Genomic DNA, 19,831 nt, shown 5'->3' on the forward strand with positions numbered 1-19,831 from the left:
GACGGCGCAAGATACTATTTATCCAATAGTTAATTATGAGAAATATTCTTACGGTAAAAAATAATTTATACTGCCGCCTCCCTGTTGTATTTATTTCGGTATTCCAACGGCGATATTCCCGTGATCTTTCGGAATACCTCACGGAATGCCTTCATATCCGAATAGCCAACATCATACATCACCTCATTGATGGTTTTGCGCGTGGTCTCAAAGGCGCGCTTTGCAGACTCCATTTTTAGCCGTTGCAAATATTCGAGGGGTGTGTTGCCGGTCGCTTTTATAAAACGCCTGTCGAAGTGCCGCCTTACCACTGAGAAACGTGATGAAAGTTGCTCTACCGATATTTTTTCCCTGAAATTCTCTTCCATATAGGTTTGCGCCTCGGCCACTATCGTGTCGCCGTGCTCCTTCTGCCCTTTGAAGATAATGAATTCCGACTGGCTGTTCCTGTCCATCCCGATTTGGAAAACTTTCGAGCAAAAAATCGCTGTCTGCCTGTCGAAATATTTTTCGACGAGATAAACCATAAGGTTCAGGAAGGAATAAGCGCCGCCATTGGTATAGATACCGTTCTCATCGGTAATGAGCTTGTCGGCCTGTAGCTTTACTTTCGGGAAACGGCTCCGGAAATTATCGGTAGCCAGCCAGTGCGTAGAGCAGTTTTTCCCATCAAGGATTCCTGCCGATGCCAGCAGGTAAGCCCCGGTACAAACACTTGCTATCTCGGCGCCGTCTCTATATTGTTTAGCTATCCAGTTGATAATTTCGGAGTTATCTTTTACAGCCTGGTCATAGTTATGGTTCAGCGACGGGATAATCACAAGGTCGGTTTTACTTACGGTATTTATATGCACATGCGGCTTTACGCTGAACAGGCCACCGTAAAAATCTACTTCCGTAGAAATTCCCGCCAATTGTATTTTAAACTGTCCCTTGCCTCCATTGGCGGCCCAGTATTCATAAGCCCTTGTAAGTATTTTATACGAACCCACTATACTGCTCAGGTTGTTCGGGCCGTCCGGTACGAGTATGGTAATATGTTTCATAGTGCAACTGGTTTACGGCAAAGATAAAATTTTACTTTGTCCAAATCAACCCGTCACAAAGTCTATTTTACACCCTCATCAGGCTATTCAAAGACAATACCTTTGCTTTAAACAAATTACTTATGAAAGCAAAACTGCATCCCTTATTAATTTTTGTAATGCTGCCGTCTCTGAACAGCATTGCTGCTAACGATATGAACAATAAAGACATACTAAAAACTACGACCATGGAAAAACAGAATTTCACAAAAACATTTTTATTTGAAAAGACACCGCAACAGGTATTTGATGCCATAAACAACGTATCGGCGTGGTGGGCTGAAGATCTTCGCGGAAACTCTACAAAACTGAACGATGTATTCGAAGTGCGCTTTTTTACCGATGTACATATATCAACCCAAAAGCTTACAGAAGTTATCCCTAATAAAAGGGTGGTCTGGCTTGTTACGGACAGTAAGCTGAATTTTCTGAAAGATAAAAGCGAATGGACCCGCACACGCATTATTTTTGACATTAGTGAAAAGAATGGCAAAACTGAACTCCGCTTTACGCACGAAGGCCTCCAGCCACAAATTGAGTGCTATAAGGATTGTACCAATGGCTGGACACAATTCCTGGAGCACAGCCTGGTCCCATTGATCAATACAGGAAAAGGCAACCCCAAAGTCCTGGAAAAAGAAGTTGCTGAAAAAGCCGTACAGGGTTATACTACATCCTTTGCTGTGACGCAAAGCCCTGAGAAAGTTTTTGATGCCGTCACCAATGTTCGCGGCTGGTGGTCAGAACAGGTAGAAGGCGGCACAGCAAAGCAGGGCGACGAATTCACCTACCAATACAAGGATGTCCATATCGCCAAGATGAAGTTGGAAGAAGTGATCCCGAATAAAAAAGTAGTTTGGCATGTGCTGAATAATTATTTTGATTTTACAAAGGACAAAAGTGAATGGACAGACACCAGGATCATTTTCGAAATAACGGAAAAGAATGGAATGACCGAACTTCGCTTTACCCACGAAGGGCTTGTACCGGATTACGAATGCTACCAGGTTTGCAATGATGCATGGACAAGCTATATTCAGGGCAGCTTGAAGAACCTCATCACTACAGGCAAAGGCCAGCCTAATACCCGTGAGGAAGGCCTCAGCAACGAACTGGTAGAAAAGTGGGGACTGCCTAAAAAATAGACCCTACACACTTACTCCAGATCAACCCGCCACGAGCGGGTTTTTTATTGGTGGTCTAATGTGTAAGTTGCCATAAAAACGTACTAAATTGCTTACTCACATAAATATTCATGAAGGCATAATTTTAATTGCAATTATAAGGCTGATTGTAGTAAATTGCTTTAATTATAAAAACAACTGTAACCCATGAATATCCCTATCGAAAAGCATTTTATCACTCGGAGCGGCTGGTTACGGGCGGCCGTTTTAGGCGCTAATGACGGTATACTGTCCACTACCAGCCTTGCTATAGGTATCGCAGCTGCCAGCCAGACAAGGGATCCTATTGTACTTGCTGCCGTTGCAGGTGTGGTTGCCGGCGCTTTGTCTATGGCGGCGGGTGAGTATGTTTCGGTAAGCTCCCAGTCAGACATCGAAACATCGGATCTGGAAAGGGAAAAGAATGAACTTGCCACTATGCCAGAGTCGGAGTTGCTGGAGCTCACGGAGATTTATATTAATAGGGGGCTTGACAAGGAACTTGCAAAAGAGGTCGCTATACAGCTCACAGCACACAACGCTTTGGAGGCGCACGCAAGGGACGAACTCGGCATCAATGAGATCACCCAGGCAAGGCCACTCACAGCTGCTTTCGCTTCCGCCGTAGCATTTACAGTGGGCGGCGCGCTTCCCCTATTGGTTGCCTTCTTCGCACCGGTACGCGATATGATATTTTACCAGTATGGGTTCTCTATCATCTTTTTGGCCTTTTCAGGTGCGGTTGCCGCAAAGGCAGGTGGGTCCAATCTCCTAAAATCGATTTTACGCATTTGTATATGGGGAACTTTTGCGATGGGTATGTCAGCGTTGGTCGGCCATCTTTTTGGCGTGCAGACGGCATAGCCAAAATCCGTTGAGATTATAGGACAGTCCGACACCTCTTTAGCATATCATGTGTATGATTCCTATATTGTTTTCCGTTAAAAATCTCCAACCCAAACATTTTCTCATTTTTTGTACTAAAACATTATATTTTATATATTTTAGCCATCACATAAAACATACAATAAACAATTATTCTAAAAATCCCCCTCATGAGATCGTATTCGTTAAAGGAAATTAGTGAGCTGCTGGAAGGAGAAGTCGTAGGTACGACAAATGATGCTATCACTGCGCCGGAGCAGGTAGAGCTGGCGAAAAACGGCCAGATAACATTCATAGGCAACAAAAAATACGAGAAGTTTTGGGAAGGATCCAAAGCTTCTGTCGCCGTTGTCAATGAAGATATAAGCATTGCACCAGGCGATGGTCGGGCTTTTATAAAAGTTAAGAATGCAGATCTCGCTATGTCGAAGGTGCTGGAGCTTTTCAACCCTCCCCCACCGCGATTTGACGAAACCATCCACCCTACCGCTGTAATACATCCTACAGCTACAATCGGAGAAGGCACAAAGATCGGCGCGGGCTGCTATATAGGCCCCAATGTAAAGATCGCAGAAAATGTGACTATATATCCCAATGCCACGATACTTGACGATTGCACGATCGGCAAAAACACGATTATATGGTCGGGCGTTGTGGTGCGCGAAAGGTGCCACGTAGGCGCTTACTGTACGCTTCATCCAAATGCTTCTATAGGAGCCGATGGTTTCGGCTTTACGCCATGTGCCCAGCGCGGATTGGTAAAAATACCGCAAATAGGTAACGTGATCCTTGGCAATGGCGTTGAAATAGGCGCTAACTCATGTGTGGACCGCGGTAAGTTCAGTTCTACGATCTTAGGCGATGGCTGTAAGATCGACAACCTGGTACAGATAGGCCACAACAGCATTTTAGGCAAATTCTGCATCATGGCGGGCAACAGCGGGCTTGCGGGCTCGGTAACGCTTGGCGATGGTGTGATTATTGGCGGAAGCGCTTCGATAAAAGACCATAGCACATTGGGTGACGGCGTAATTATAGGCGCCGGTTCCGGAGTGACCGGTGATGTGCCTGCCGGGAAGACAATGCTGGGCTATCCTGCCGTAGAAGCGCGTACTGCCTTAAAACAATGGGCTGTACTGAAAAGACTGGCAGAGAATAGATAATTTTATAAAACTTTGTTGAAATTTCTCCTTCGTCGAAATGGAAATACGTTGTTCCATTCAACGAAGGAGAAATGTTTTTTAAGATACTAAGTAACTGTCTGAATATAAAAGAATAAGATTAACCACATAGGCACATAGCCTTAGAAAATCATTTAAGGCTCTCTAAAGCAACACAGAGCATGAAGCTTCGCTTCACTATGTGCGAATATGCCTCCTTCTGTAGTAATGAATCGCTATAAATCCTATGTATCTATGTGGTTAATTAAAAATTTAATCAGTTACTAATTATTTCAAACCACTCACCGCATTGATAAAATGAGGCGAATCGTTCCACTGTATCCTTCGGTATTTCTTCCCTTCTTTTAAGGAATCAGGCAACGAATCCCAAATCGCTTCCTTCATTTTTTCGAGCAACAGCTTGCGGATAAAATTATCAGAAACTACAAGACTTATCTCCCGTGATGGCACAGGTTCCTTAAAGCGTTTGTACTGCAGGGCGGTATCATTGGCTAATGAAAGTTCGGGTACGATGGCAAAGCCTAAACCCGCACGCACCATATTCTTAAGCGTCTCCACCGAACTTATATCATAATTGAACTGCTCGCCCATAATATTGTTCCCTGCATTGATACCGCAGATGTCGAGTAGCTGCGCGTTAAAGCAGTATTCCTCCCTTAAAAGCAACAGGTTTTTCGTGTCACCCGGTTTTATTTCGTAAAATGCATTATCCCGATTGGGATGGCCTTCATTAAGGAATGCTACGAATGGCTCGTTGAAAACCACATGCTCCCTAAGCAGCGGATACCCTGTAGGCGTGGCCATCAGCGCGACATCAATAGCCCCTGTCAATACGCTTTCAATAAGCTGTCCTGTGTTCATTTCTTTTATTACGAATTGCATTTTCGGCGCTTTGGCACGCACAGCCTTCATGAATTGCGGAATAAGATAGGGCGACAGCGTACTAATGACACCAAGCGTTACCGTACCTTCAAGGTTGTCCTTCTGCCCTATCACAAAATCACGGATACCATCGACCTCATGCAAAGTCTTTTTCGCCCGGACTATAATCTCTTTGCCTGCTTCTGTGGGTTTTAGGGGCACTTTATCCCTATCGAATATTTTGATACCCAGCTCCTCTTCAAGGTTCTTCAGTTGTATGGTTAGGCCCGGCTGTGTAACCAGGCATACCTCGGCAGCCTTGGCAAAATGCCTGTGTTCATCTAAGGCTACTATATATTTTAATTGCTGAAGTGTCATGATTATAAAATTTATTAATAAAGATATAAAATTATTAATTTGATTACATAACATAACTGCCGTAAATTTGTCTTGTTAATAGCAAGTAATTAATCAATAATTATAAAAACTGATATCATGAAATTTACAAGAAGAGCAAACGCAAACTGGAAAGGAACAGGAATGGAAGGCGCAGGGACTATCAGCACCCAAAGCACAACATTAGACAAAGCACAATTATCGTTTAAAACACGCTTTGCAGATGGCGTAGGCACCAACCCCGAAGAGCTTATCGCTGCGGCACATTCAGGATGTTACACAATGCAGTTGAGCTTTTTGCTTAGCGAGCTTGGCTTTACACCTGAAAACCTTGACACCGAAGCACAGCTTACATTTGAGGACGGAACGATCACAACAATCCACCTGAAACTGGAAGCTACTGTTCCCGGAATCACCGAGCAGGATTTCCAAACCGCAGCACAAAAAGCAAAAGAGATATGCCCGGTATCGAAACTGCTGAAAGCAGAGATTACACTATCTGCTACACTGGTATAACCGTTGTCATTTATAACGTAGTGGAGAAATCTCAGGAGCCACGAATTACAAATTTCACAGATGTGACATTGCGTAATTCGTGGCTATTTTAATAGTCGCTAAATGTATTTGAACTCAAGTGTAACCACATCGCCATTGATGGCATATATCTTAGCTTTGGCCCTGTTGGTGCTAACTTTGCTGTAAAGTTCGTAGTCGATAATATTGCCGAGGTGCACCGGGGTCCATGAGGTACCGCTGGCATGCACACTTACAGTTTGTATTTCCCCTGTCAGCTGAAGGGTGACCGGATCATCTGCCTCGATACCCGACGCTTTTACGGTTTCTACAGGCACTTTGAGATTGGCGGTTACAAAGTATTCTTTCGGCTTAGCTTCGTGTTTATCCCCGCCGCTTACCAGTTTTGCGATCCCAATACCAAGGGATATGACTGTAAGTATGATCGAAATAGCTTCCATAATAGTCGATTAGTCTGCAAGTATAAGAAGAAAAATTTTAAATATTATCTGAAATTAAAATTGCATCCATTCAATTGTTCATTCGTAAAGGTTTTTCTTTAATTCGCCCAAAACCCTGACATATTCGCTTTGCATATCTTACACTACCTTATTTCTCTACCCTGATCGTACAGATCAAAATGAAATCAGCATACATAATTAGTACTTGGGTTTTTACCCAATATGCAACAAACCAACGTTTTCACACAATATTTTTACACACTTTATTTTTATCTGTACCAAAATTCATTAATTTCGCAACTTAAACAACAAATAGATACGTAATATTATGAATAAGAAAGTAGTTATCGTTTCGGCGGTGCGTACACCAATAGGAAGCTTTATGGGCGCTTTATCAACCGTTACGGCTTCACACCTTGGAGCGGCTGCCATAAAAGGAGCGCTTGAAAAAATAAGCCTTGACCCTAAGCATGTTGACGAAGTATATATGGGCAACGTGGTTCAGGCTGGTGTAGGCCAGGCTCCTGCACGCCAGGCTTCACGCCACGCAGGCCTTCCGGACAGCGTTATTGCCACTACAGTAAATAAAGTTTGCGCATCGGGTATGAAAGCCGTAATGCAGGCTGCACAGGCCATTCAGCTTGGCGATGCTGATGTGGTTGTTGCCGGCGGTATGGAGAACATGAGCCTTATACCACACTATGTTCAGATGAGGACAGGCGCTAAATTTGGCCCTGCCACAATGATCGACGGTATGCAGAAAGATGGCCTTAGTGATGCGTATGACAACAACGCCATGGGTGTTTCAGCTGACCTTTGCGCTACAGAATACAAGATTTCCCGCGAAGACCAGGATGCTTTTGCTATCGAGTCATACAAGCGTTCTGCTAATGCATGGGATGCCGGAAAATTTGATAACGAAGTAGTCCCTGTAGCGGTTCCGCAGCGTAAAGGCGACCCGATAATGGTTACCAAAGATGAGGAATATACTGCTGTTAAGCTTGACAAGATACCTGCACTAAATGCTGCTTTCACTAAAGAAGGTACCGTTACGGCTGCCAATGCTTCTACCATCAACGATGGCGCTGCGGCATTGGTACTGATGAGCGAGGAAAAAGCAAACGAGCTTGGTCTTAAGCCACTGGCTTACATTAAAGGCTATGCCGATGCTGAGCAGGAGCCAAAATGGTTTACCACATCACCGGCGAAAGCATTGCCTAAAGCGCTTGACAAAGCAGGCATCTCTAAAGAAGATGTTGATTTCTTCGAATTTAATGAGGCATTCTCTGTAGTGGGCCTTGCCAACATGCAGATATTAGGCCTTGATGCCAGCAAAGTGAACGTGAACGGCGGTGCTGTTTCCCTTGGTCACCCACTGGGATGCTCTGGCGCGAGGATCATCGTAACGCTTATCAATGTACTTGAGCAAAACAACGCGAAAATCGGCGCAGCAGCTATCTGTAATGGCGGCGGTGGTGCATCTGCAATAGTGATCGAAAGAGCATAATAATTGATTATTTTTTATTTTCTATTTTTTATTGGCCGGTCGTTGTCTATAAATTTTTAATTTATTAATTTGTACCTACAACTACTGGCCAATGAAAAAAATACTTTCGCTAAGGACAAAAACATTTGCACACGAATGTGTCAAGTTTTCCCTTCAGCTTCCAAATACTTATCTTGGCAATCATATAAAAGGGCAGCTGATACGCTGCGGCACTTCTGTTGGCGCAAACTATCGGGCCAGTTGCATTGCCCAAACAAAAAAAAGTTTTATTTCCAAGTTAAGCATTGTCATTGAAGAAGTTGATGAAGCCGCTTTTTGGCTTGAATTCATTGTTGATGAAAATCTTCTTCCCAAAGAATTTTGCGCCACTCTCCATAAGGAAGCTTCAGAATTAACCGCTATATTTGTTGCCTCGAGAAAGACAGCATCATTAAGCATTCCACCGCCAATAGAAAATAAAAATTAAATAATAATAAATTAAATGTTTGGTATTTGCAATCTTGCCATTGTCCCATTAAGGTTAGAGCCTAACGACAGGAGCGAAATGACCTCTCAGGTTTTATTCGGGGAGCATTTTAATATCCTGGAGCAAACCCATAAATGGTCACGCATCGAAATGGGTTTCGACGGCTACAACGGATGGATTGACAACAAGCAGTTCAGGATCATCTCTGAATCCGATTACAATACCCTAAACAACACCCCGGCTGTACTCAATGCCGACCTGATAGAATACATTACCGGGCCGGACAACGGGCTTATGCCTATACCACTTGGAAGCGCAATCACCTTTTTGGACATTCCTTCGTTAAATACTGAAAAATTCACTTTTGAAGGCCTCAAAGCCTCAGGCGTTACCAACAAGGAAAGCCTTATCCAGACGGCCTATATGTACCTCAACACGCCTTACCTGTGGGGTGGCAAGACACCTTTCGGCATCGACTGCTCCGGCATGGTGCAGATGGTGTACAAACTCAATGGCTACAACCTGCTCAGGGATGCCTCGCAGCAGGCCACACAAGGCGAAGCGCTCAGTTTTATTGAAGAGAGCGAACCCGGTGACCTTGCGTTTTTCGATAACGAGGAAGGCCGCATAATCCACGTAGGCATCATTATGGAGGACAACCACATCATCCACGGGCATGGCAAAGTGCGTATCGACCGCCTCGACCACCTTGGCATTTATAATGTGGATACCAAACGCCACACGCACAAGCTTCGGGTGATAAAGAAAATTATATGATTTTGTTTCATAGTTAATTTCGGACCCGAAAAACACCTCTTTAATCCCAATTCGGGCAAATCATTTTTGAAACAAAAATTTGTACTATTCGGACATTTGCTTTCCGAAATTTGAAACTGCATGTAAACATTTTTTTTCAAAACCCCGAATGCGACACTATCCGGACCTGGATTTACCCTAACCGCCTCAAAACAAATTTTTGGTTTGTGTCCATTGCGAAAAACTTTGTGCAACGTGGTAAAATTTAATCAGCAGCTATTATAAAACAAAAAGGCACGGAGTTTGTTATGGTTACGTTGCTATGAAAATTCAAACAACTATGAAAAAATACCTTCATTTTATACCGGCGCTGCTATTATTCCTGATAACGGGATGCAGCTCTGACGACATGACAACCGCTGCACCGCTTACCGCAAGAAACATTACAAATGTTGCCTATGGCACCGATAGCGAACAGACCATGGACGTTTACCTTCCTGCCGGGAGGAACAATGCAACAAAAGTTGTCGTGCTGGTACACGGTGGCGCATGGGCATCGGGAAGCAAAGATGATGTAACGTCCTTAGTCCCGATTTTGCAGCAGCGCTTTCCCGACCATGCCATCGTGAATATCAACTACAGGCTGGCAACGGACACGAGCCCTGCCATGCCTAAACAGATCGATGACATACAAAATGTGCTGGACTACATTGCCGGCAGCGATTACCATGTCTCTGATGATTACGCCTTTATAGGCTTTAGCGCCGGGGCGCACCTTGCCATGCTGTACAGCTATGGATATGATAATGAGCATCACGTAAAAGCAGTTTGCAACGTGGTAGGCCCTGCCGATTTTACCGACCCCTCCTACCTGTCCCACCAGCTGTATCCCATTGCCTCACAGTTCCTTTTAGGAACCACTACCCCTACTCCTGCGCAGATTGCGTCGATCAGCCCAACAAACTATATTACACCACAGTCACCGCCAACCATAACCTTCTATGGCGGGCAGGACCCATTGGTACCCGCAAGCCAGGGCCCTAGGCTCAGGGCAAAGCTGGATCAGGAAAGCGTGTATAACGAATTCAACTTTTATCCCAATGGCGGCCATGGTGATTGGGATGCTGCGACTTTTCAGGAAGTATACGCCAGGATAGATACCTTTTTGAGACAAAGGCTGTAATAACCTGACGCTGATATTGTAGAAAGATCAGTAGAAAGAAAACGCTATTTACAACTATTTTACACATACCTATCTGGAAAATATACAAACACAAACACTGTCGGATATCCATTACGGGAATGACCCCCAACAGCGAATGGATATTTACCTGCCCGCCAACAAGAATGAGGGCACCAAAGTAATTATCCTGCTGCATGGCGGGGGATGGAGCGGCGGTTCGAAAGTGCAGCTGAATTATCTAATACCAATAGTACAGGAGGAATTTCCGCAGCATGCCATAGTAAATATGGATTACAGGCTCGCATCCTTTGACAGCCCCGCCTTTCCGAAACAGCTGGAGGACATCGAAAAAGCCATCGCTTTTATACAGGACAGTGATTATAACATCGGGACGAAATATGCTTTCATAGGACTGAGCGCAGGAGCCCATCTTGCCATGCTGCACAGCTATAAGAATAATAGTAACCATACCATTAACGCCGTATGCAGTATTGTTGGCCCCGCCGATTTTACCGACCCGTTTTATGCAAGGCACCCATATTACAACTATGCGGCCATGTATCTGTTAGGCAATTCGAAAAACGATAATGAAGCCATTTTAGGTATAAGCCCAACGAACTATATCAACCCGAAATCGCCTGCCACGCTACTGTTCTATGGTGGCAAAGACCCTGTAGTACCGCAATCGCAAGCCACAAGATTAAAAGCAAAACTGGATGAGAACGGTGTTTATAATGAATACTACCTCTATAAAGAAGGCGGCCACAGCAACTGGAATGCAAAAGCGATGGATACCTTCAGGCAGAAGCTGGTAACGTTTTTGAAAAACAGGTTTTAAATCTTTTAATGATCCTGATTCTTTCGCGTCTTTATTTTTGCCAAAATCTTTCGGTTAAATAAAACACCGTATCAATAAAGTACAGTATATCATTCCGGGTTAGCACATTTTCGTCGTGTAAGTCTTCCAGTATGATTTGTAGTTGTGGATTGAAGTAGTCATTGTTTCGTGTATTTTCAAATCCATTTTCCTCAAGGAAAGTTTTAACACGTGACAGATCCGTTTTATCGGTGATTGACACATACGCTTGTTTAACAATAGCATATAAAACATTTTTATCTTTGGTGAATCCAAGTAAATTGTAGGCTGTGTCCGGGAAGAAGTAATTGTGTAGCAACAAATTATAAAAATAATCCTCCCACGATTCATAGTAAATTGCATCATTTAATTTTAGCACATGCTCTGCATCTTTGAGATACACTTTTTGTTCCGCACCTTCACTAACATACTGGGAAAAATCCATGTCCTCAATCCAAAGATTTGCCTGAAAAATGTAATCCTCTAATCGCGCTGTTTCCTATTTTTTGTAGTGCTCATCGCTTTTAATTTCTTCACTTGCCGGAGCGCCATTTTTAAGGTTATGGGTGATTGACTGGATAATTGTTCCATACCTAACCTCGCTCTTTCCTGAAAGGACATCCTGTAGTTCATTTTTCAGGGGTTACTTTACATCTGCAAATATAAGAATTGTATTTGAGATCGGACTAATTGATGTCCCGGCATGATACACATAATCTGTTTGAGAAAAGCTTTGTTAGCTCAGGCTCAAACCTGAAAAATTGGGAGGGATGAAAATATATTTTTCATCCCTCCCAACCTTTTTACACATAATAGTATCTGTATATATATGAAGAAGCCGATACAGATATCCATCCCCACCCCGTGCCACGAAAACTGGGCAACAATGACACCCGCCGAAAAAGGCCGCTTTTGTGGCATGTGCCAAAAGAACGTACATGACTTTACTAAATCGTCCGATAGGGAAATAGCTTCGGCATTCGCCAAAGAGGCCGATCTCTGCGGGCGTTTCCTGCCATCGCAGCTTGAAAGGGATTTGTTTATTCCGAAAGAAAAAAGTGCGGGTTGGGGCATTGCTGCTGCCGTAAGCCTCCTGACATTAGGAGCGACAGAAACTACTGCCCAGACACCGGTGCAAACAGAGCAGTCGACACAAGTTAATGAAGCCATGGTAGGCAAAGTGGCCATGCCCGCTACAGTGGTAACCGGTACCATAAGAGATGCTGCCGGACTGATGCCCGGAGTTGTAGTAGCGATCGAAGGCAGCACCGTAACCACACAGACTGATTTTGATGGCAGGTATTCCATTGAGGCTAGGCCGGGGTTTACGCTGGTATATTCCTTTCCGGGTTATGTATCGCAAAAACAAATTGTCGATTCTAAAACAAGTGTTATTGATATTATCCTAAAAGAAGAAAATATGCTGGACGAAGTAGTGGTTACCGGCTACACGACTTCTACACGTCCCATTTCCGGAAAACCGGTATGCGTCCTCCAAAGCGTAGAAGAAAAAAAACGCACCTTCTTCGGGCGCATCTTTCATTCTATAGGCAATTTATTCCGTTAAAACATATACTATGAAAAAACCAATCCAAATATCCATCCCCACCCCCTGCCACGAAAACTGGGCAAACATGTCCCCTACAGATAAAGGCCGTTTCTGCGCTTCCTGCCAAAAGACCGTTCGCGACTTTACACAGGCATCCGACAGGGAGATTGTCGAAGCCCTTAAGACTGGTATACATGCCTGCGGGCGCTTTCGGGCTTCCCAACTGGGAAGAGACCTGGTTATCCCAAAAGAAAAAAGCAAATTTTGGGCGGCAGCAAGCGCGGCGGCTATAAGCCTGCTGGTATTAGGAACCAATGAAGTTTCGGCGCAAACTCCTGTAAATACAGAACAGCATGAAACTAAAACCGGAAATACAGATACAAACATTCTGCCGGAGGGCATAAAAATAATTACAGGCACTGTACTTGATGAACAGCATATGCCTATCCCGGGTGCCAATGTGAAAGTAAAAGGAAATTTGGCACCGGGAGTCCAAACCGATTTTGACGGCCTGTTTTCAATCAAAGCAAAAGATGGCGATGTCCTGGTGATTGAATTTATTGGAATGAAAACCCTGACAATAAAGGTGTCTGAAAACGGAAAATATTCTGTGGTAATGAAAGATGACACATACCTTGGAGATGTTTTTGTTGGAGGTATATCTTCAGGATATGACAGCTCCAAAATTTCCGTAGCATCCCAATATATGTTTGACTATTAATATTTCTAAATCATGAAACACCCGATCCAAATATCCATCCCCACTCCATGCCATGAAAACCGGGGCAAAATTAACCCTGCTGATAAAGGCCGCTTTTGTGTTTCCTGCCAAAAGACCGTTCGCGACTTTACACAGGCATCCGACAGGGAGATTGTCGAAGCCCTTAAGACTGGTGTACATGCCTGCGGGCGCTTTCGGGCTTCTCAACTGGGAAGAGACCTGATTGTCCCAAAAGAAAAAAGCCAATTATGGATTGCGGCAAGTACAACGGCTATAAGCCTGTTGGCATTAGGAACCAATGAAGTTTCGGCGCAAACTCCTGTAATCACATACCTGCAGGAACCTGGTCCAATAGACATAAACACAAATAACTTACCCGACGGGTTTAAAATAATAGCCGGCATTGTAGAAGATGAAATGGGCATGCCTATACCAGGAACTGATGTCACAGTGAAAGGAAGCGATGCGCCAGCAGTCCAAACTGATTTTGATGGAAGGTTTTTTATAGAAGCAAAAGAGGGTGATGTTATAGAATTCAAATATATTGGAATGAAAATGGAAACGATAAAAGTGTCCGAGCATGCAAAATTTTCTATAGTAATGGAGGAAGCCCAGCCAAATCTTGAAAATGTAATTGTAGAAGGCTATATGCATTATAATTTTCACATTTCAGTCGCTTCAGAATTTTTATTTAATCGTTAATCTGTTGCCATGAAAAAACCAATCCAAATATCCATCCCCACCCCCTGCCACGAAAACTGGGGCAAAATGACCCCAGCCGATAAAGGCCGCTTTTGTGCTTCCTGCCAAAAGAACGTACGGGACTTTACACGGTCATCCGACAGGGAAATTGCAGAAGTGCTTAAGACCGGCGGGCATGCCTGCGGGCGCTTCCGGGATTCGCAACTGGGAAGGGAGCTATATGTCCCTAAAGAAAAAAATAAATTTTGGGCAGCGGCAAGCGCGGCGGCAATAACTTTACTGACTGTTGGCGTTACCGAAGTTTCAGCACAAACTCCTGTGCAGACAGAACAGCATGGAAGCAAGACTGATGATACTGGCAAAAGTGTTCCGTCAGGTGAGCTTAAAATGATAACAGGTACTGTATTGGATGAACATGGATTCGTCATACCTGATGCGAAAGTGAAAATAAAAGGGCATAATGGGCAGGGAGTGCAAACGGATCTTGACGGCAGATATTCTATCAATGCAAAAGATGGCGATGTCCTGGTGTTTGAATATATTGGTATGAAAACCCAAACAATGACAGTGATTAAAACGCCTGCATCTAATGTGATATTGGAAGATGAGCTTATATATTTGGGCGATGTTTCATTTGAAACCGTGCCTGAAGTTTCCCCTGAAGTTGAAGACAAAAGACTCCGTATTTCTGTAGCATCTCAATATATGTTTGATCGTTAATACTCCCAACCATGAAAAAACCAATCCAAATATCCATCCCCACCCCATGCCACGAAAACTGGGCAAACATGTCCCCTGCAGATAAAGGCCGTTTCTGCGCTTCCTGCCAAAAGAACGTGCGGGATTTTACAAGGTCATCGGACAGGGAAATAGCAGACGTGCTTAAAAAAGAAGGAAAGCTTTGCGGGCGTTTCCGGGCTTCGCAATTGGAAAGAGAATTATATGTTCCGCAAGAAAAAAGCAAATTTTGGGCAGTAACAAGTGCGGCAGCAATAACGTTATTGACCGTCGGCGTTACCGAAGTTTCAGCACAAACTCCTGTACAGACAGAGCAGCATGAATCTAAAATTGATGATCTAAGCAAGAAACCCAATGGTCTTAAAACAATAACCGGAACCGTTACAGATGAACAGGGTTTTACCCTGCCTGGTGTTAACGTGACGGTAAGAGGTACAAACAGAGTGGTTCAAACAGATTTCGACGGGGTATATTCAGTTGAGGCAGAGAATGGGCAAATTCTGGAATTTGCTTACATAGGAATGAAAACCCAGACTATTACAGTTTCAGAAAAGGCGAATTATAAATTTGTTATGAGAGAAGAATATGGTGAACTAATAGGCGAAATAATTATCAAAAACTCTGGTGATACAAGGCCTCATATTTCAGTAGCATCCCAATTTATGTTTGGCTATTAATGTGTCAGCTATGAAAAAGCCTATTCAACTATCCATCCCCACCCCCTGCTACGAAAACTGGGCAAACATGGCTCCGGCAGATAAAGGCCGTTTCTGTGCTTCCTGCCAAAAGACTGTTCGCGACTTTACACGGTCATCGGACAGGGAGATTGCATCGGCATTCGCTAAAGGAACAGACCTTTGCGGGCGCTTCCTGCCATCACAGCTTGACCGAAGCATCTCTGTTCCCGAAGACAAAAGCCCTTTATTGGCGGCAGCTGCTGCTGTTGTGGCAATGATGTCGCTTGGCACTTCGGGGGTATCGGCACAAACTCCTGTAGTTACTGAGCAGCAGATTTCCTGCGATGAGTCATCATTGGAAACAACTGCATCATCGACACTGCTTGTAAGTGGCACGATAACTGATTTTTCAGGGCCATTGCCAAATGTAGCTGTAATTGTCAAAGAAACACAGGCATGCGAAATGACGGATAGTAACGGCAGGTATTCGATTGCAGCCTGTTCGGGGCAAACACTTATATTTTCCCGCCAAAGCTTTGTCCTGCAGGAAAGCAAGATTGCAGATTCTGAGACTGGGGATTTAGACATTTCTTTTGAAGCAGGACAAATATTACAAGAAATAGTTGTAAACGGCTATGGGAATTCAAGGCGACAACTATCAATCGTAGGTGTTGTTTCACTTACCAGCACAAAAAGGCGCACTTTCTTCGGGCGTATCTTTCATGCTATAGGAAACGTCTTCCGGTAATCATATCACTACATTTTATATCTTTAAGGCAAATTTTCCAACTATTCTATTCACAAATTTGCTTTACAATGACAAACAAAACCAAACTGATCCTTTTATTATTAACCTTCGCAGGATTTCTTACATCCTGCAAGACCTACTCGACCTATGGCGATAACGGCAAAGTGTACAAAGGCGCTATTTCAAAAACAAAGGGTACAGATATCCTGGATTCTGAAGGGAAACCCATTACCCTGAAAGGTACCAACCTTGGCAATTGGCTGGTTCCGGAAGGCTATATGTTCAAGATGGGAAAGGTGAGCTCCCCAACTAAAATAGACGAATTGCTACACGAAATGATTGGTCCCGACAGCCTTAAAGTGTTTTGGGATAAATACCTTGACAATTACATTACCCTTGAGGACATCAAATACCTGAAACGAACCGGATCCAACCACATACGCCTCCCCTTCCATTACAAGCTGTTTACAAAACAAACCTACATGGGTGGGCGCAATGACGGTTTTGAATACATGGACCGCGTGATCGAATGGTGCCGTCAGGAAAACCTCTATGTACTCCTAGACATGCATTGCGCACCGGGCGGTCAGACGGGCGATAATATCGACGACAGTGCAGGCTATCCCTGGCTGTATTTCAGCAAATCGGCTCAGGACGAAATGAGCAATATCTGGAAAAATATCGCAAGCCATTATAAGGACGACCCTGTAGTATTGGGCTATGACGTTATTAATGAGCCGTTTGCGCATTATTTTGCCAAAGACATTCCCGACTACAACCACAGGCTTTTCGTGTTGTATGAGCGCATGGTGAAAGACATCCGCTCGGTAGACACAAAGCACACCATATACCTCAACGGCTCCATGTGGGCAGGCGATTTTGGCGTCTTTGAGCGCGTGCTGGATGACAATGTAGTATATGAGTTCCACAAATACTGGTTCGACGTAAACCAGGAAGCGATACAGAAATACATCGACTTCCGTGATAAATACAACGTGCCCATATATATTGGCGAGACCGGCGAAAATACCGACGAGTGGGTAATGCAGTTCCGTAAACTTCTTGACGACAACAAAGTGAACTGGGCATTCTGGCCCTACAAGAAAATGGACAACCTGCGCGGCATCATGAACTTTAAGCAGCCGGAGGATTACCCGCTTATAACAAAATACGCCGATAGCGACCGCAGCTCCTACGAAAAAGTACGCGAAAACATGCCCGACAGGATTAAAGTACAAAAAGCCCTGAATGAGTTTTTAGAGAACTGCAAGTACAAGAACAACTTCCAGAATAAAGGGTATATCGAAGGATTAGGGTTTACGGTGGAGTAGTTTTTTGTTTATTTGTTTATTTGTTGATGAGTTGATGCGTTGATGCGTTGATGTGTTGATTTGGCCTCACCCCCGTCGCTTCTCCGAAGGAGAGGGGAGCAAAGCTACACCCATATTTATGCCAGGGTGGATATTAGATTATTTCGTTACGTGTGTCATTCTGACGAAGGAAGAATCTATACCATCATGGTCTTTTTTGAGATTTCTCTCTCTGCAAACTCCGTTCGAAATGGAAGAACGTTTCATTATCAGATGCGTGTGTCATTCTGACGAAGGAAGAATCTCAATACCCATCCCTGCGCTCGATGTGACAACTGTACATTGTATGAAAATGTAAACAAGAAAAACCGTTGTCAGTTCGAGCGCAGTCGAGAACAGTAAAAAGCAAAACGCTCCACAATTGCGGGGCGTTCTCTATTTTGGCGGACATCTTAAATCCTTATTTTTTATTTCCAGTATTTTCCCATACTTCTTTGCGAAATCCTGCTTTAGATTATTAACGTCAGTGCCACCCGGTACTTTAGAACTTACTATTATACCTATCCGTTTGTTTTTTGGTATATTGACGAGGTGCTGTTGGAAATAATTAATTGTAGTTACCAACTGGTCATACCCTTTTTGAATTCCTTTCCCTTTCAATTCAATGAAGTAAAAATCGTCATTGGATATTCTGTGTATCCCATAATCGCATTTTTCGGTCTCATGAGAAACTATTACACAGTTATCTATCTTGATCTTTGTAAAAGATTCGGATGATTCAATTTCAAATCGCTTTCCATTTTCTTTAACCACCCTGTTACTTTCACAGCAATTTGGATATGTACCAATAAATTCTTCAATACTACTGTGCATACCTCAACTCGGTTAGTTTATCAAACTCCTCAGAAATAATATCCGAAACCCCATCAATAGCATTAGTATCAATACTCCTGAACTCCTCATTTTTAATCGACTTTATCGTACCATCATTCTTAACTTCATAAACCGAAATATCGTTGTAGTCAATCCATTTATCTTCAGAAATAATGGCGCTTATTTCTTCTTTCAATTCCGGATGCTCGTTATAAGTATTTTTTGCAAGTATTAAAGTATCGAGAACAGAAAGGATGTAAGGGCTGTGTGTGGTGATTATTAATCTATAATCAGTTGAAGACATTTTATTAATAACATGTTCAATTAATAGCTTTTGCTTTATTGGGAACAAATTAAGCTCTGGTTCTTCTATCAAAACATTATTACGAAAATTTTTAAATTCCTTAGATTGTAAAAAATTGTCAAATACTAAAAGTAATGGAGTTAATGACTGAATACCTGTCGAAGAATAATTCATTTTGACCTCAACATCATTATATCTAATATAATCAGTCCCACTATCAAATCTATAATTCAAACCAAAGTCCTCATAATGTATATTTTTTATTTCTTTTCTGGCTACTTCATATTTAGCTGCAAAATCTTTAAAACATTCTGGCAAGGCTATATTATTAGCCCAAAGCCCTGATAAAGAAGTAGAAATAAAAGAGTTTAAAATTCTTTCAGCGGGTATATAAGTGGTTATGTTAGTTTGTTCTAACTTATATAATGATTGTTTTATTAAAGATTCTATATCAATATTAAATTTATCATGTTGAGCTAAAAACTCTTTAATATCTTTCTGCAATTTAGCAACAAAATTATCTTCAACCAATTGTTTATCAGAGGTTATTACCCCATTTACAAGACTGGAATTATATTCGCCAAATGAATAATATATTTCAGACTTTTGAAACTCAAAATCTATATTATAAAATTTAAGTTCTTTCTCAATATCTATTTTGCTAGTATCCCTGGAAAAACGATATAATGTATCCCTAAATATCGCTATCAACTTCGCCAATACACTTTTCCCCGTAGAGGTATCCCCAATAAACACAACATACTTTGTCAGGTCAATCTCTGCTTCTTTAATTGGGCCAAAGTTTTTGACAATCAATTTTTCCATTGTAAGTATTTTATAATGTAAATATAACAAAAACGCCCCACAATTGCGGGGCGTTCTCTATTATCTAAAAG

The 19,831-nt window shown here is 42.9% G+C and carries 21 protein-coding genes and 1 pseudogene; 16 read left to right on the forward strand and 6 right to left on the reverse strand.

The genetic code is table 11. The features are described 5' to 3' along the window. Window positions 1-65: 65 nt before the first annotated feature. Window positions 66-1,046: a GlxA family transcriptional regulator gene (locus AAEO56_RS02180; RefSeq protein WP_341695374.1), complete on the reverse strand. Its 981-nt coding sequence runs from the start codon at window positions 1,044-1,046 to the stop codon at window positions 66-68. A gap of 122 nt (window positions 1,047-1,168) precedes the next feature. Here AAEO56_RS02180 and AAEO56_RS02185 point away from each other — a divergent pair, with 122 nt between their 5' ends. From AAEO56_RS02185 to lpxD, 3 genes are all read left to right on the forward strand, one after another. Next, window positions 1,169-2,230 carry an SRPBCC family protein gene (locus AAEO56_RS02185; protein WP_341695375.1) on the forward strand — a complete coding sequence of 354 codons (1,062 nt, stop codon included), beginning with the start codon at window positions 1,169-1,171 and terminating at the stop codon, window positions 2,228-2,230. 186 nt (window positions 2,231-2,416) lie between these two features. Then, window positions 2,417-3,112, forward strand: a complete 696-nt coding sequence (locus tag AAEO56_RS02190) for a VIT1/CCC1 transporter family protein (RefSeq protein ID WP_341695376.1) — start codon at window positions 2,417-2,419, stop codon at window positions 3,110-3,112. A 191-nt stretch (window positions 3,113-3,303) separates the two neighbouring features. After that, window positions 3,304-4,296: a UDP-3-O-(3-hydroxymyristoyl)glucosamine N-acyltransferase gene (gene lpxD / locus AAEO56_RS02195; protein WP_341695377.1), complete on the forward strand. Its 993-nt coding sequence runs from the start codon at window positions 3,304-3,306 to the stop codon at window positions 4,294-4,296. Between the two features lie 285 nt (window positions 4,297-4,581). Here the strand turns inward: lpxD and AAEO56_RS02200 are convergent, their stop codons facing one another. Continuing rightward, window positions 4,582-5,553, reverse strand: a complete 972-nt coding sequence (locus tag AAEO56_RS02200) for a hydrogen peroxide-inducible genes activator (RefSeq protein ID WP_341695378.1) — start codon at window positions 5,551-5,553, stop codon at window positions 4,582-4,584. 117 nt (window positions 5,554-5,670) lie between these two features. Between AAEO56_RS02200 and AAEO56_RS02205 the strand changes: the two genes are divergently transcribed. Next, complete coding sequence (locus tag AAEO56_RS02205; protein WP_341695379.1) at window positions 5,671-6,087, forward strand: OsmC family protein; 417 nt, start codon at window positions 5,671-5,673, stop codon at window positions 6,085-6,087. A gap of 98 nt (window positions 6,088-6,185) precedes the next feature. On the opposite strand, the gene AAEO56_RS02210 is transcribed toward AAEO56_RS02205, so the two are convergent. Next, on the reverse strand, window positions 6,186-6,545 hold the full coding sequence (locus AAEO56_RS02210) for a hypothetical protein (protein ID WP_341695380.1): 360 nt from the start codon (window positions 6,543-6,545) through the stop codon (window positions 6,186-6,188). A 328-nt stretch (window positions 6,546-6,873) separates the two neighbouring features. On the opposite strand from AAEO56_RS02210, the gene AAEO56_RS02215 reads away from it, so the two are divergent. The 5 genes from AAEO56_RS02215 to AAEO56_RS02235 all read left to right on the forward strand — a co-directional run bounded on the left by AAEO56_RS02215 (window position 6,874) and on the right by AAEO56_RS02235 (window position 11,295). Next, the gene (locus AAEO56_RS02215) at window positions 6,874-8,052 is read left to right on the forward strand and encodes an acetyl-CoA C-acyltransferase (protein ID WP_341695381.1); all 1,179 of its coding nucleotides are present in this window, start codon (window positions 6,874-6,876) and stop codon (window positions 8,050-8,052) included. 91 nt (window positions 8,053-8,143) lie between these two features. After that, a complete protein-coding gene (locus tag AAEO56_RS02220) occupies window positions 8,144-8,518 on the forward strand; it encodes a four helix bundle protein (protein WP_341695382.1) in 375 nt (124 codons plus the stop codon). A gap of 15 nt (window positions 8,519-8,533) precedes the next feature. Further along, on the forward strand, window positions 8,534-9,295 hold the full coding sequence (locus AAEO56_RS02225) for a C40 family peptidase (RefSeq protein WP_341695383.1): 762 nt from the start codon (window positions 8,534-8,536) through the stop codon (window positions 9,293-9,295). 319 nt (window positions 9,296-9,614) lie between these two features. Next, window positions 9,615-10,457 (forward strand): alpha/beta hydrolase, encoded by an 843-nt coding sequence (locus AAEO56_RS02230; RefSeq protein ID WP_341695384.1) that lies wholly within the window; start codon window positions 9,615-9,617, stop codon window positions 10,455-10,457. A gap of 136 nt (window positions 10,458-10,593) precedes the next feature. Continuing rightward, window positions 10,594-11,295, forward strand: coding sequence for an alpha/beta hydrolase (locus AAEO56_RS02235; protein WP_341695385.1), 702 nt, complete (start codon window positions 10,594-10,596; stop codon window positions 11,293-11,295). Window positions 11,296-11,326: 31 nt separating this feature from the next. On the opposite strand, the pseudogene AAEO56_RS02240 reads toward AAEO56_RS02235, so the two are convergent. Further along, window positions 11,327-11,800 (reverse strand): annotated as a pseudogene (locus AAEO56_RS02240) (putative polyvalent protein kinase domain-containing protein); the annotation flags it as partial. 342 nt (window positions 11,801-12,142) lie between these two features. Here AAEO56_RS02240 and AAEO56_RS02245 point away from each other — a divergent pair. From AAEO56_RS02245 to AAEO56_RS02275, 7 genes are all read left to right on the forward strand, one after another. Continuing rightward, window positions 12,143-12,880: a carboxypeptidase-like regulatory domain-containing protein gene (locus AAEO56_RS02245; protein WP_341695387.1), complete on the forward strand. Its 738-nt coding sequence runs from the start codon at window positions 12,143-12,145 to the stop codon at window positions 12,878-12,880. A gap of 10 nt (window positions 12,881-12,890) precedes the next feature. Continuing rightward, window positions 12,891-13,583 carry a carboxypeptidase-like regulatory domain-containing protein gene (locus tag AAEO56_RS02250; RefSeq protein ID WP_341695388.1) on the forward strand — a complete coding sequence of 231 codons (693 nt, stop codon included), beginning with the start codon at window positions 12,891-12,893 and terminating at the stop codon, window positions 13,581-13,583. A gap of 12 nt (window positions 13,584-13,595) precedes the next feature. Continuing rightward, window positions 13,596-14,285 (forward strand): carboxypeptidase-like regulatory domain-containing protein, encoded by a 690-nt coding sequence (locus AAEO56_RS02255; RefSeq protein ID WP_341695389.1) that lies wholly within the window; start codon window positions 13,596-13,598, stop codon window positions 14,283-14,285. A 9-nt stretch (window positions 14,286-14,294) separates the two neighbouring features. Further along, window positions 14,295-15,005 (forward strand): carboxypeptidase-like regulatory domain-containing protein, encoded by a 711-nt coding sequence (locus AAEO56_RS02260; protein WP_341695390.1) that lies wholly within the window; start codon window positions 14,295-14,297, stop codon window positions 15,003-15,005. A gap of 11 nt (window positions 15,006-15,016) precedes the next feature. Then, entirely contained in the window at window positions 15,017-15,700 is a 684-nt protein-coding gene (locus tag AAEO56_RS02265) for a carboxypeptidase-like regulatory domain-containing protein (protein WP_341695391.1), read from the forward strand. Window positions 15,701-15,710: 10 nt separating this feature from the next. Next, a complete protein-coding gene (locus tag AAEO56_RS02270; RefSeq protein ID WP_341695392.1) occupies window positions 15,711-16,448 on the forward strand; it encodes a carboxypeptidase-like regulatory domain-containing protein in 738 nt (245 codons plus the stop codon). A 68-nt stretch (window positions 16,449-16,516) separates the two neighbouring features. Next, complete coding sequence (locus AAEO56_RS02275; protein WP_341695393.1) at window positions 16,517-17,779, forward strand: glycoside hydrolase family 5 protein; 1,263 nt, start codon at window positions 16,517-16,519, stop codon at window positions 17,777-17,779. A 414-nt stretch (window positions 17,780-18,193) separates the two neighbouring features. Here AAEO56_RS02275 and AAEO56_RS02280 read toward each other — a convergent pair whose 3' ends face one another. Both AAEO56_RS02280 and AAEO56_RS02285 read right to left on the reverse strand, forming a co-directional pair. After that, window positions 18,194-18,631, reverse strand: a complete 438-nt coding sequence (locus AAEO56_RS02280; RefSeq protein WP_341695394.1) for a hypothetical protein — start codon at window positions 18,629-18,631, stop codon at window positions 18,194-18,196. Then, window positions 18,621-19,760, reverse strand: coding sequence for an AAA family ATPase (locus AAEO56_RS02285; RefSeq protein ID WP_341695395.1), 1,140 nt, complete (start codon window positions 19,758-19,760; stop codon window positions 18,621-18,623). Before AAEO56_RS02285 ends, AAEO56_RS02280 begins: the two co-directional genes overlap by 11 nt. Between the last annotated feature and the right edge of the window lie 71 nt (window positions 19,761-19,831).

Origin of the sequence: Flavobacterium arundinis (assembly GCF_038289855.1) — a bacterium.
In the GTDB taxonomy this organism is placed as follows: Bacteria; Bacteroidota; Bacteroidia; order Flavobacteriales; family Flavobacteriaceae; genus Flavobacterium; species Flavobacterium arundinis.